Raw genomic sequence first — 13,198 nt, forward strand, 5'->3', positions numbered from 1 at the left:
GCGGTCGCGTTATCGTGGCGTCGCTCTCGCCACGTTTTACCCTGCCGAGCCCTCTAGACCGCGCTCCACCAACGCTTCGCATCTTTCCCTTCCAGAGATCCGGTCTTAGCCCGGCAGAATCACCGTGTCGATAACGTGAATCACGCCGTTCGACGCGTCGATGTCCGTGGCGATGATCGTCGCATCGTTGATCATGGCCTTGCCGTCCGCCGCCCGAATGCGAACCTTCTGCCCCAGCAGCGTCTCGGCCTGGCCGGCCTTCAGAGCGTCCGGCGAGTACACCCGACCGGAAACCACATGGAACTTCAGGATGTCAGCCAGCTTGCCCTTGTTCTCCGGCTTGAGGAGGTCGGCCAGCGTGCCTTCCGGCAACTTGGCGAACGCCTCATCAGTCGGGGCAAACACGGTGAACGGACCGCCGGTGGCGAGCGTCTCCGCCAGGCCCGCCGCAACCGCCGCCTTCAGCAGCGTGTTGAACTTGCCGGCGCCCTTCGCGGTGTCGACGATGTTCTTGTCCGCCGGGAGCATGACCGTGTCGATCACATGGATAATGCCGTTGCTGGCCTCAACGTCCGGGGTAACGACGGTCGCGTTGCCGACCTGCACTTTGCCATCCTGCACCGCGATCGTGGCCCGCTGCCCATTGAGCGTCGTCGCCCCGGTCAGCTTGATGACCGCCTTCGAATCGACCTTGCCGGCTACGACGTGGTACGTCAGGATTGCCTGCAACTTCGCCTTGTTCTCCGGCTTGAGCAGCTCTTCAACCGTGCCCTTGGGGAGTTTGGCGAAGGCCTCGTCGGTGGGAGCAAATACCGTGAACGGACCATCACCTTTCAGTGCATCGACCAGGTCGGCCGCGCCCAGCGCCGCCGCCAGCGTCTTGAAGCTGCCCGCGGCGACCGCGGTGTCCACGATGTCGGCCTTGCCCGAGGTGCTCACCATCCGCACCGGATTACTCGCCTTCGCGGCGCCTCCGCCGCACTGAGCGAGCACGGCACTCGAACCAGCCGCCAGCACAAAGCCACCACAAATCAATCGCAACATTCCAACACTCGTCATCACGATCAGCTCCTTGGAAACTATCCTTCTTCGCTCGCAAAAGCGCGAGCCCCTTCTTGCATGGGGTAACGGTCACACCTACCGGGCGTGCCCGTGGATCAGACTCAAGATTTCCCGCCGTGCCTCCGCATCCGTGGCGTAGATCCCCCGGCTGACCGTCGTCGCGGTTGCACTGCCGGGCTTCGAGATCCCCCGCATGGACATGCAGAGATGCTCCGCCTCGACCATGACCACTACGCCGGCCGGCTGGAGGTGCTCCATCATGGCGTCGGCGACTTGCGCGGTCAGACGCTCCTGCACCTGGGGGCGGCGGGCAAATGTGTCCACCGTGCGTGCCAGCTTCGACAGGCCGACCACGCGATCGCCGTTCGGGCGATAGGCGACATGCGCCTTCCCGAAAAAAGGCAGCAAGTGGTGCTCGCACATGCTGAAGAACTCGATGTCGCGCACCAGCACAACACCGTCGGTCTCCTGCTCAAACACCCGCTCGAGGTGGGCCGCGGGATCCTGCCGCAAACCGGCGAAGAGCTCACGATATGCCCGGGCGACACGCTTTGGAGTGTCGAGGAGCCCGTCCCGGGCGGGGTCCTCGCCAATCGCAAGCAGGATCTCCCGCACGGCCCGTTCGATACGCTCAACATCCACGGGTTGCTGGGGCGTCACCGGCAGCCGCAATGTCAGCCCGCTCACCGGTGTGCTCCGTCCCGGAATGGCTGTTTCCATATACATCTCAGTTCGACTCCTTCCCACACCTGAACGATAATACGTTCAATTCGTTCGTAACGTCCTAAGTATTCATCACAAAGATCGGTTTGTCAAACGGGCGTCCAGAATTATTCTGAGCGGAGCTGCCAGCATAGCGCCCCTGTTTTCGGGAGAACATCCTTAATATGCTTATTTTATATAACGTTACAATGCGGACTTGCTATTCTTGGGTCGGATTGTATAATCGATCAAAACGACCAGAGGATTTCTTTTGAAGCCCGTTTTGTCTCCTAAGGAGCTGGCAACCGCCATTGGCGTAAGCGAGTCGTCGCTCAAACGCTGGGCCGACGACGGCCTGATCCGTGTGGCCCGTACCGCCGGCGGGCACCGCCGCATCCCCATCGCCGAGGCGATCCGCTTCATTCGCGAAACCAAGACGCCCCTCGTACGGCCCGAAGTGCTCGGATTCACCGATCTCGATTTGGTGCAAGCCGACACCACAGGCGGCGAGGAGCCCGCCGATCTGCTCTATCGCTATCTCGCCGCCGGCCAGGCACCCGAGGCCCGCGGACTCGTTATGTCGCTTTATCTGAGTGGGCAGACCGTTGCCGCTTTAGCCGACGGACCCGTTCGCTCCGCCCTCGAGCGTCTCGGCCGCCTCTGGGAACACCACGAGAACGGCGTTTTCATCGAGCACCGCGCCACCGACATCTGCATGGAAGCGCTCTGGCAGTTGCACACCACGCTCGAGCCGCGGACGACTGTTGCGACAGCGGTGGGCGGGGCGATTCCCGGTGACCCGTACATTCTGGCGTCCCTGTTGGCGGCCACCGTGCTGGCGGCGGAGGGCTATCACGCCGTCAACCTCGGACCCAACACACCCTTTGAAGCCCTGCGCGCCGCGGTCGACCACCACAAAGCTACACTTGCGTGGCTGAGCTTCAGCCACGTTCCCGACCGACCGGCCACCGAGGCCGGCGCGCGCCGTTTCGCGCAGGAAATGGCCGAACGGGGCGTTCGTCTTGTGGTGGGTGGCCAGAGTCTGGGTAACATCGGAACGGCGCTTGGCGACAAAGTCTTCGTCGGCCGATCGATGGCGGAACTGGCCGCCTTCGCGAATGGCGTGCTCGCCAGCCGGGCGGGTGCCCAGGCCCCATTGGTGCTTCCGATCCAGATCCCATAGCGCCGCAAGGCACCGGGTCGCCTGACCTCACAACCAAGGAGTCTCGGCGTGTCGCAACGCATCTTGTTCCTCGCGCCTTTGTCTGCATTGCTTTTGCTCACCGCCTGCGTGTGGCCCGCCGGTAACGAACTGGGTCGCAGCGATCTCGCGGTGGCATATCTTGATCTCGAACTGACCCTTGCCGCGCACCCACCCGATTCCACTGACATTTCTCGGATCAACGAACGCTTCGATGAGGCGAGTATCCAGTTTTTCCTCGGCCGCCAAGCCGACGCCATCCAGACGCTGCGCCGCTTGACCGCTGGCCTGCAAGGATTTGGCGCTCCACACCCTGAGCGCGGCCTGATCACGGAGCTGCGTGGCCGCGTGGAACCGCCCACCCTGGTGCGGGATGCGCCGGAGGCGGTGACGGTCCAGCTCGACGGTACGCGCATGGGTGGGCTCATGGCCACGAGCCGGGTAACCCTGCAGCTTCGCATTCGGAATACCGACACGGGCACCGTGGCCCATGAGCAGCCGGCCGATTTGGAAGTGCGGGCCTTGAGCCGCCCCACGGCGCGCATCGTGCTGCCCGACCACGTGCGCACCCTGCCCACCGGTGCTTACGTCCTCGAAATTGGCGCTGCCGCGGGCTGGTTCGCACCACTGACACGCTGGCGTGTCGTACAGGAATCACCGGAGGCGGCCCGCGCTCAACATGCGGAGCTGCTCGCTAACGTGGCGGAGACCCCAGACAATCGGCAGGCATTGGCCTCCGCACGCGCCCGCAATGAACTTCTCGTGAGCCGACCGACCGACAGCAACCTGACGGTCCTCCTGAGCGACATGGACACCTTGATCGCAGCCGTCCGCGCGGAGCTTCAAACCCTTGCTGCCGGGGCCAACCCCTACGCCAACCTTGCGGGTGACACCTGGCGCGTGCTCGCGACGGATCGCGGACCGCTGCCCTTTCGGGTCTTTGCCGGGTCCGTAGCCGATCCGGCCAAGCCCCGCCCGCTGGTCATCGCATATCACGGCGCCGGTGGCGACGAGAACATGTTCTTCTATGGTTACGGTGCCGGCCGCATTCGAACGCTCGCAGCCACCCGGAACATGATTGTCGTGACCCCGCGCACCGAGCTGGCGATCAACCAGCTCGATCATTTTCCCGCTTTGCTTGCCACCCTCGGCACAGACTATGCCATTGACCCACAACGGATCTACCTGCTCGGCCACTCCCTTGGCGCAGCGACTTCCATCGAGCTCGGTAAACGCTACAGCGAGAACATCGCGGCCATCGTGTGCTTCGCCGGTGGTAACAATCTTCCGAACGGTGGCGCGTTTCCCGCAACCCTCATCTACGCCGGCACACAGGACCCGATTTCCCCGATCAGTCGCATTTCGCGCGGCGTGGAAGCGGCCCAGCGCGGTGGAATCGACGTGACTTTCGAGCGACTCTCCGGTTATGGCCATACGCTCGCGATCGGCGATCGGTTGGCAGCCGCTCTCGACTGGCTGCTGACCCATACATCCAATACGGGTAGTGGCCCGTAAGAACCGCTGTCTCAGCTCCAGGAGCGGCTCGATCCCTTGATGGCCTCCGGCTCCTTTGCGAACCGGCGGGCCGCTTCGGCGGTGACGCGACCAGCGGTGACCAGCGCTTGCAGACTTTCGTCCAACTGCACCGCACCCTCGCGCTTGCCAGTCTGCACGGCCGACTCGAGTTGCTCGATTTTGCCAGCCCGGATCACCACCTGCACACCGCCGTGTACGGGCAGCACCTCGAGCGCAAGAGCGCGGCCGGCATGTTCATCAAGCGCGGGGACCAGGTGTTGGCACACAATCGCACGCAGACTGAGCGAGAGCTGGGTGCGAATCTCGTCCTGTGCGTCCGCTGGGAAGATGTCGACCAGCCGCGAGAGTGCCCCCTTCGCATCCCGGGTGTGCAACGTGGTCAGGACAAGGTGGCCGGTCTCGGCTGCACTGATCGCGAGCTGGGCGGTTTCGCGATCACGAATTTCTCCGACCAGGATCACCTCCGGATCCTGGCGCAGCCCGGCGCGGAGGCCGTCGGCAAAAGTATCCACGTCACGCCCAACCTCCCGCTGGGTGACGAGTCCACCCATATCCGGGGGATAGAGATATTCGATCGGCTCCTCGATGGTGAGCACCCGCACGGCGCGCCGCTGACGAATCAACTGAAGCAGCGCTGCAAGGGTCGTCGTCTTGCCCGAGCCCGTCACGCCCGTGACGACAATCAGCCCGTCCCGGCAGGCGGCCAGTCGCTCCGCCACCTCCTGGGGGAAACCCAGGACTTCAAGCGAAGGAATCACGCTTGGAATATGTCGCAGGCAAGCGCACCACGCGCCTTGTGCCAGGTACACCCCCACCCGGAAACGGGCGGTTGCGCCCTCATAGGTCGTGGACACCGAACAATCCACACTTTTCTGTTGGCCCAGCGCATCCCGCAAGCGGTAGGGCACCAGCGCCCGCACGAGTTGATCCGTATCCGATGGCGTCAGCGCCTTGCCCGGCAAAACCACCAGCTTCCCATGGACACGCACCGTCGGCGCATAGCCCGGGACAAGGTGCAGGTCAGATGCGCCCTGCGCGAGCGTAGCGTGCAGCAGGGCGTCCAGATCGGTGGCGGGCTTCATGCCGGCGCCTTTCTGCTCTTGGTCACAACCATTCGGACGCAAGTGTCGCAAGGCATTGTCGAGCACACCCGGACCGGTACTTGCGAGATCCACATCCAACATCGTAACTGCCTTTCCGACGCACCTGAAGTCGAGAATGGCCGGGAGACGGGCCGCCCGGCAGCGTCGCGAGAGCTTGTACGTCCCGTCCAGGTAACAGGTTGCGATCGTCGGAAGTCGTCGGGCAAGGAGGCGGCCCGGTACCGCATCGTTGCCCCGGCGACAGGCCACTGCCAGGCCGTCGCCTTTTTGGCGGGCAGCCGCACCGCCGCTAGAATTCGGAACCGCAATCGAAACCATCGTGCAATGAGTGGGAGTGAACATGGAACGTACCCTGATCATCTTCAAACCCGACGCCCTGCAAAGACACCTCGTGGGCCGCATCCTGGCTCGCTTCGAGGACAAGGGCTTGCGCATTACCGCTATGAAGCTGCAACACTCGACCCGCAAGCAGGTCGAGCAGCACTACGAAGTGCACAGGGAGCGGCCCTTTTATGGGGACCTGGTCCAATTCATGACCAGCGGCCCCGTGATTGTCGCAGTGCTGGAGGGGCCCAACGCCATCACGGTTGTTCGCAACCTCCTCGGTGCGACCAACGGCCAGAAGGCCGACCCGGGTACGATCCGCGGAGATTTCGGCCTCGACCAGCAGTACAACCTGGTCCACGCGAGTGACGGTCCGGAGACCGCAGCGAAGGAGATCGAGCTGTTCTTCCGGCCCGAGGAACTGGTGAGCTACACGCGCGTCACGGAACAATGGATCATGAGTGCGGGCTGAAAACCGTCCCCGAACCACCCCTCCCCCGGCAGGGAGGGGCTGGGGGAGGGTCGAAGCTCTGTTGAACAGCGTTACTCTCCCGACCTCCCGCCCAAGGGGGCGAGGAATGGAAATCGCTTCAAGTCCCTGCGGCGTCGTCCCGCGCGGAGTTGCCAACGATGAAAGTCAAACCCCTGCATGAACATCCGCAGCAGACCGTCGGACTGGAAGGGGCGCGCGCTGTTCAGATGCGCATGCTGGTCGGCCCGGAGGATGGAGCTCGTAATTTTCACATGCGGCACTTTGAAGTCGCCGTCGGCGGACACACGCCCCACCACCAGCACGATTACGAGCACGAAGTGCTGATTCTCAAGGGGCGCGGCACGGTCAAAAGCGCCGCCGGCGATCGCCCGTGCCAGCCGCTGGACGTCATCTGGGTGCCGGCGAACGAACTACACCAGTTCGTCAACGCGGGCGCCGAACCATTCGAGTTCATTTGCCTCATTCCGGCGCCGCAGGATTGCGCGCGCTGAGTTACCCATCATCGGTTGCAACCAACCGGCTGGGTTGGGGTTGCACCCGGTAAGGAGTGAATGCCATGGGAGACCTGTCGCGACGTGAACTACTCGGGTCGGCTGCCGTCGTCGGCGGCTGGATGACACTCGGCAGCACCGCGGGGTTCGCCACCGCAGCGCCAGCAGCCGGCAACGTCTCCGCCGCCGCCGCGCAGGACGGTGACGGACCGTACCGGTTGTCACCCCTGCCGTACGACTACGCCGACCTGGAGCCGTATATCGACGCGCAGACGATGAAGCTGCACCACGATATCCATCATGCCGGTTATGTCCGCGGCGCCAACGGCGCGCTGGCCGAACTGGCCGCGATCCGCAGCACGGGGGGCGAGCGGATCCGCGAGGTGGGAGCGTTGTCGGAACGGCTCGCCTTTCATCTTTCCGGTCACATTCTGCACGAGGTGTTCTGGGCGGTGATGAAGAAGGACGGCGGTGGTGATCCCCCGGCCGACAGCGAAATCCACAAGCACCTCGTGCGCGACTTCGGCTCCGTGGATGCCTTCCGCGCGCATTACGCCGCGGCCGCCGCGCAGGTCATGGGCAGCGGTTGGGCCGTGCTCGGCTTCGAGCCGCTGGCTGGCCGGCTGCTCGTACTTCAGGCGGAGAAGCACCAGAACCTTGGTGCCTGGGGTACCGTGCCGCTGTTGCCGCTCGACGTGTGGGAGCACGCGTATTACCTGAAATACCAGAACAAGCGCACGGACTACATCAAGGCCTTCTTCGAAGTCGTCAACTGGGCCGAAGTCGAGCGCCGCCTGATGGCCTGCCGCACCGACGCGGCCGCGGCACTTACGTCCGCATAGCACCCGCGTTTCCAGACCTGCGCGCGCTCCACCGAATTTCCAGGGCAGCCGGCGTGCCACCTGCGGTGCGCGCCGGCTGCCCGCTTTCCTTTCCCGCCTGAGATTCCCGGACGGGACCACATTTCCGCATCTGCGCCACAAGTTTCGCGCAGAACTCACCGACACCCTCCCCGCGGTCGATACGACTCCCGGCAGGTCAACGTGCCTGCGAGGAAGGACCGCCGTGTCGGTAACCATGATTTGCCCCAATTTGAAGTGCGGCTCTACGGTCGTCGCTCCTGACAACGCCCGCGGCCGGCTCGTGCGCTGCGTGCAATGTCAGACGCTGTTCATGGTGCCGCGCGGCACCGTCGTGGCGACCATCGAACCGGAGAAACCCCCCGCCGAAAACGCGGCCCCCAAACCGGCCGCTGCACCGGCGAATTCAAAAAAACGCCCCCGCCGCTGAAGTGGTGCGGGGCAGCGCGGAGAGGAAATGAAGCACACTCCACGCGATCAATCCCGTCTGGCAGATTCGGCCCACCTCGGTGCCGACTTCTGCGGAAGTAAGAAGCGGGTGTGTTGTCTGTGTGCCCTCGCGGAGGCGGGTACGGCAGACCGGCGCACCAGCCACGAGCCATGGGCGCCGCGCGGCAGTGGGCCGAGCGGGCCTTCGACGGAAGGGAAGGAAGAGGCCAGCCATGAGTTATCTGCTTGAGACCCTGGGCCGCGGTTTGCTGCCCGATCTGCGTGCTGCGTTCGACAGCCAGATTCCCGGCGCCGAGCAGGACGACCCTGATCGGCTGCGCACCCGGGCGGCCGAAGCGCCCACGTCCTATGACCTGGCACTGCGCGCCGGCGCGGCCTGCCTCCGACAGGTTCGCCTGCGAGAGGCCGTCGAATCCTTCCGGGCGGCGGAGCGACTCGCCCCCGCGGCCGCCGCACCCTGGTTGGGGCTGGCCTGCGCCGCCGACGCCCTTGGCCAGTTGAACGAGGCCCTGCACTGCCTCGAGCAGGCCGCCCAGCGCGACACGCGTGATCCGGCCATCGCTTTCGCAATTGGCTTTTGTCACGAGCGGGCGAGCGCGCCGGAGGCCGCCACCGCGGCTTACCAGGCCGCGCTGGAACGCTGTCCCGAGCTGCGGAACGCTTACGAACGCCTAGCCGCGATGGCGGTGCGGACGGGCGACTTGGACGCCGCGATCCGGCATTACGAGCAGCTCGCGAAACTGGATCCTGGGGACCTGGACGTGTTGCTGACACTCGGCAACCTGTACCTTGCCGCGCAGCGTCCGGTCGAAGCCATCGCGCAGTACCAGCGCGCCCTGCTTGTGGAGCCCGACGCCCAGGACGGCTCGCTCGCCTCCGCGGATCGGCTGGCCGACGAAGGTCGCTTGCAGGAAGCCATCGAATCCCTTGAGCGGCTCGTGCGCAAGTACCCTGGCATGGCACCCTTTTACGTGCGGCTGGGCGATCTTTACGCCCGCGCCGGAGACGACCCCCGTGCCATGTCCGCGTACGGCCAGGCCCTTGAGACGCAGCCGACGTTCCTCGAAGCGACGGTCAAGCTTGGCACACAGCATATGCGGCAGGCGCGCTATGCCGAAGCGGCACTCACGTTCAACCATGCCGTCGAACTGAACGATCGTCTCATGACCGCATTCGTCGGCCTGGGGATGGCGCAGCACGCGGCCGGGCGGGAGCAAGAATGCCTGGCAACGCTGGACCTCGCTGCCAGTCTCGAACCAAGCAGCACACTGCTGTTCTCCGAGACGACTCGGCTGCAACTGAAAGCGGCCGGCCCTGCCGAAGATCCCGCGGAACCGAACGGTGAAGATGAACTGGCCGATATCCTCCGGCGGCACCAGCAAGCCGCGCTGAGTCAACCCCAGCACGCCGATGTGCATTATCGCTACGGTCTGCTGCTACGGCAGTTGGGGCGCTCGCACGAAGCCATCGTAGCATTCCGCCGGGCCATTGCGCTGAACCCGAACTACGCCAAGGCCCTGGTCAAGCTGGGGATCTGCCTGCAGGAATCCGGCGACCGGAAAGACGCTCTCGCGGCTTTTTCCGGAGCGCTGCAACTCGATCCGCGCGCCGTGGATACGCACTACCGACTCGGGCTGCTGTTCGCGCAGCGCAACCAATTCGACCTAGCCTTCGAGCAGTTCGAAGAAACGCATACGAACGGAATGTCTCCTGCCGCGTTCCGTGCACACGTTGCCCTGGCACTGCAAAACATCGGAATGATCGACCGCGCCGCCGCCACCTGGCGCGCCATCTGCGAATTGACAGCGGATCACGACGTACAACTGAGTCAGCGCGAGTCCGCCCTCCGCGGCCTCGAACAGGCCGATGGCCCCCCGCGCGGATGAATCCACGCCACCGTCAATAAATGACGCGGCGCTGTGGCCCCCGGGGACCGTCCCGATCCGGGTCGCGCCCCCGGCGACCACCGGGGGTTCGCCCCGGAGGTGCAACGGTTCCGCGGGGCGGACGAACCGGCGATTTCCCGGTCGGCGCGGACCGCTTCTTGGATGGACCGGAACGGCGGCTGGGTGTGCGCCGCGTGCCGCGCCGCGCATCCGCCGCCGCGACCGCGCCCTGTTCCGCCAAGCGGCGCAGCGCTTCGAGCTCGGCATCGGACAATTGCCGACAGGCCCCGACCGGCAGACCCCGGATGCTGAGCGGCCCGATGTGAGTGCGCTTGAGGCGCCGCACCTTGTGACCCAGCCGCGCCAACATGCGTCGCACCTGCCGATTGCGCCCCTCATGCAGCGTAATCATAAGCGCCGACCGATCCAGGCCACTGTGCAGCAGTTCAACTTGCGCTGCGTGCGCCTTGCCCTCGGCGAGGTGAATCCCGGCCTTAAGCTGGACAGCATGCTCTGCTGAAATCCGGCCCCGCACCTCGGCATGGTAGGTTTTCGGCACGCCGTAGCGCGGATGGGTGAGCCGTTCGCCCAGTTCGCCATCATTGGTCATGAGCAGCAGGCCGGTACTGTCCACGTCGAGCCGGCCGACGGAAAACAGGCGCCCCGCGCCTTCGGGCAGCAGGTCCACGGCGCGCGGCCGCCCCTCGGGGTCGCGGTTCGTACACACGAAGCCCTTCGGCTTGTGCACCAGAAAATACAAGAAACGCTGGGCCTTCACGATTCGTCCCCCCACACGCACCCGGTCCGTGCGGGGATCAACAAAAGCCGGCAGTGCATCAACGATTTCCTCGTTGACAAGCACATGGCCCGCGCGGATCAACTCCTCGGCGCGCCGGCGCGAGGCAACACCCGCATCGGAAAGGAATTTCTGCAATCGCATGCGTTCGGTCGGGGCCACGGCGCCATCCTCTCGTTTCCAGGTGCGAACTCGCCCGTTCAGGGGAGTGCCTGCTGCTCCGACGTGCGAATCAGCCGCTCATCCTCGGTTTCGGGCCGCGGGCGTGGCGCGGGCTCGGCGGCGGGCACCGGCGGGACCACGTCGCGGCGCACGCCTTCGGGACGCGCCCCCGGTGGGCGACCGAGCGGCCCGGCCCCCCGGCCGAGCTGCTCCGCCAGGGGGCTGAATTCCAGCACCATCTCTGCTGGAATCGTGCCCGAATTGCACAGGTCGGCCAAGACTTCAAGGGCGCGCGAATAGGGCAAGCCGAGGCCCCGTGGCCGCCGGTTGTCATCGAGCACCGGCAGATCGCCTAACACGCGCGCCAATTCAGCCGCCCGCGGCGGCAGAATCAACTGCTCTGACATGCGGTTGCGGCGCCGCGTGAAAACGCGCACATCCGGGGCGTTGTCGCGCGTGAAAACCGTGACCGAGTCATCGCTGTTCGAGTAGAACACCGGGGCGACCACCGGCACACCCGGCCCGAAGATCGCCAAGCGCGGCAAGCGCGTTCTTCTGGCGTAGATCAGCGGCGGGCCGTTCGACTCGACAATGTCGAGACTGAAATTGATCTGGCCTCGGTCGAGCCACAGCGCGAAAGGGGTCGAGCGCACGGCCGGATGGGCACGCTGCAGGAGCACCTCGTATGCCGCAATGCGGATCAAGGGGTCGGCCTCGTCCAGCAGCGGGGTGAGCTGTAGCCCGACCTGGGGTGATGCATTCGTGCCCAACTCTTCGATCGCCGGCACGCGCAGCTCGTCCGGTCCCGTGCGGGCCAACTCGGCCAGAACGGGCAGCGCACTCAAATCTTCCAGCCGCAGACCGGTGCGCGCCGCGAGGAAACGCACGCGCGGATCGTTCTGCCCATAGAGGGGCTGGAGCCGCGGCACAACGGTGCGCCCGATGGCCTCGAGCGTCAGCGCTGCGCGATCCACGTCCACCTGTCGCGCCAACACCTGCCGCACGATCTCGGCGGCCTGCGCATCCACGAACGCCGTCCGGTTGTCGACGTAGAGCTGCTGGACCAGTTGGATGAAACGTTGCGGGTCGCGTGCGTATTGCGGCGGCGTCCGCATTTCGATCACACCGGCACTGGTCGCCTCGGCGACACGCGGTCGCGGCCCGAACCGCTCGTTGATGCGACGCTCAACGCGCTGCGCAAGTTGGTAATCCGGCTGAAGCAGCAGCAGGCGTGTCACGCGCGCATCGGTGGTCCGTCCGCCTCCGAGTATCAGGCCACGGCGCGGATCAAGGTTACCGTCTTCGCCTTCCGGAAATGGATTGACGAATACGGGCCCCGACGATTCCGCCAGTACACGGCCTTCGATCAGACCCCGTCCGCTCGCGGCCTCTTCGAAGTAACGCAGCGGGGCCGCCAGCAGGAGCCCGCCTTCGAGCGATTGCGTCGCGGTACCGGTGAGCGCTTCCACCTGCAGGTCAAAACGCGTGTTCGCCCGGGCTCCCATCGGCACCACCCCGCGAATCTCCACGACGGCGGTATCAAGCGAGTCGATCAGCCCGGCCGGTGTCGGGCGGCGATCCTGGGGCAGTAGCGGCCCCACCTGCTTGGCGAAGTAGTCAATCAGATACTCGCGGATGACCGTCGGGCAGTCGCCACTACCGCGACCGTTCAACCCCACCACCACGCCGAAGCCACGCATGGGCTCGAGCTCCTCACTGCCCAGGCGCGTGATGGAACCGATGGTGCCACGGATGGTGGGATCGGGCGACTCCTCCTCGGCTGGCGGGGGCGGCTCCTCGGGCGGCACACGCCGTTGGAGCAACTCACAACCCGTCACGCAGACAAGGAGCAGCACCGCTGCAACCCATGGGGTCCGCCGCGCCCCTCGGACGGTTCCGCCCGCGACCCTGTCGTGGAAACTCATACGTGGAATCCTCGCCTATCCGCAGAGCCGCGCTGGGCTGATGGGCCTGTCACCCGGATCGCGGCCTTCCACTTGCGGGGCGGGCCAGTGTCACCCGCCTCGGTCTCAACTCTCAACTGCACCGCGAGGGAGCAGTATACCGCCGAGTTCCTGCCCGCGGGACACTTTCCCGGCGGAGGCCGTCGGCTTGCCGACACGCTTGACCCG

At 65.3% G+C, this 13,198-nt stretch carries 11 protein-coding genes; 6 read left to right on the forward strand and 5 right to left on the reverse strand.

All coding sequences use genetic code 11. The annotated features are described in order from the left end of the window. Positions 1-105 precede the first annotated feature (105 nt). Together IPM18_06595 and folE are read right to left on the reverse strand one after the other, a co-directional pair. Complete coding sequence (locus IPM18_06595) at positions 106-942, reverse strand: fasciclin domain-containing protein (protein ID MBK9119258.1); 837 nt, start codon at positions 940-942, stop codon at positions 106-108. A gap of 195 nt (positions 943-1,137) precedes the next feature. After that, positions 1,138-1,782 carry a GTP cyclohydrolase I FolE gene (gene folE / locus IPM18_06600; protein MBK9119259.1) on the reverse strand — a complete coding sequence of 215 codons (645 nt, stop codon included), beginning with the start codon at positions 1,780-1,782 and terminating at the stop codon, positions 1,138-1,140. 253 nt (positions 1,783-2,035) lie between these two features. On the opposite strand from folE, the gene IPM18_06605 reads away from it, so the two are divergent. Together IPM18_06605 and IPM18_06610 are read left to right on the forward strand one after the other, a co-directional pair. Beyond that, positions 2,036-2,947: a helix-turn-helix domain-containing protein gene (locus IPM18_06605; protein MBK9119260.1), complete on the forward strand. Its 912-nt coding sequence runs from the start codon at positions 2,036-2,038 to the stop codon at positions 2,945-2,947. A 48-nt stretch (positions 2,948-2,995) separates the two neighbouring features. Beyond that, positions 2,996-4,480 carry a hypothetical protein gene (locus tag IPM18_06610; protein MBK9119261.1) on the forward strand — a complete coding sequence of 495 codons (1,485 nt, stop codon included), beginning with the start codon at positions 2,996-2,998 and terminating at the stop codon, positions 4,478-4,480. An 11-nt stretch (positions 4,481-4,491) separates the two neighbouring features. Here the strand turns inward: IPM18_06610 and IPM18_06615 are convergent, their stop codons facing one another. Further along, a complete protein-coding gene (locus IPM18_06615; GenBank protein MBK9119262.1) occupies positions 4,492-5,685 on the reverse strand; it encodes a PilT/PilU family type 4a pilus ATPase in 1,194 nt (397 codons plus the stop codon). A 259-nt stretch (positions 5,686-5,944) separates the two neighbouring features. Between IPM18_06615 and ndk the strand changes: the two genes are divergently transcribed. The 4 genes from ndk to IPM18_06635 all read left to right on the forward strand — a co-directional run bounded on the left by ndk (position 5,945) and on the right by IPM18_06635 (position 10,108). Further along, on the forward strand, positions 5,945-6,400 hold the full coding sequence (gene ndk / locus IPM18_06620) for a nucleoside-diphosphate kinase (protein ID MBK9119263.1): 456 nt from the start codon (positions 5,945-5,947) through the stop codon (positions 6,398-6,400). Positions 6,401-6,558: 158 nt separating this feature from the next. Beyond that, positions 6,559-6,912 (forward strand): cupin domain-containing protein, encoded by a 354-nt coding sequence (locus tag IPM18_06625; protein MBK9119264.1) that lies wholly within the window; start codon positions 6,559-6,561, stop codon positions 6,910-6,912. Between the two features lie 122 nt (positions 6,913-7,034). Then, a complete protein-coding gene (locus tag IPM18_06630) occupies positions 7,035-7,754 on the forward strand; it encodes a superoxide dismutase (protein ID MBK9119265.1) in 720 nt (239 codons plus the stop codon). Between the two features lie 680 nt (positions 7,755-8,434). Next, complete coding sequence (locus IPM18_06635) at positions 8,435-10,108, forward strand: tetratricopeptide repeat protein (GenBank protein MBK9119266.1); 1,674 nt, start codon at positions 8,435-8,437, stop codon at positions 10,106-10,108. 13 nt (positions 10,109-10,121) lie between these two features. Here IPM18_06635 and IPM18_06640 read toward each other — a convergent pair whose 3' ends face one another. Further along, positions 10,122-11,048, reverse strand: a complete 927-nt coding sequence (locus IPM18_06640; protein ID MBK9119267.1) for an rRNA pseudouridine synthase — start codon at positions 11,046-11,048, stop codon at positions 10,122-10,124. Between the two features lie 56 nt (positions 11,049-11,104). Beyond that, positions 11,105-12,991 (reverse strand): flagellar basal body P-ring protein FlgI, encoded by a 1,887-nt coding sequence (locus IPM18_06645; protein MBK9119268.1) that lies wholly within the window; start codon positions 12,989-12,991, stop codon positions 11,105-11,107. Positions 12,992-13,198: the final 207 nt, after the last annotated feature.

This window comes from Phycisphaerales bacterium, from assembly GCA_016716475.1.
GTDB lineage: Bacteria > Planctomycetota > Phycisphaerae > UBA1845 > Fen-1342 > JADJWG01.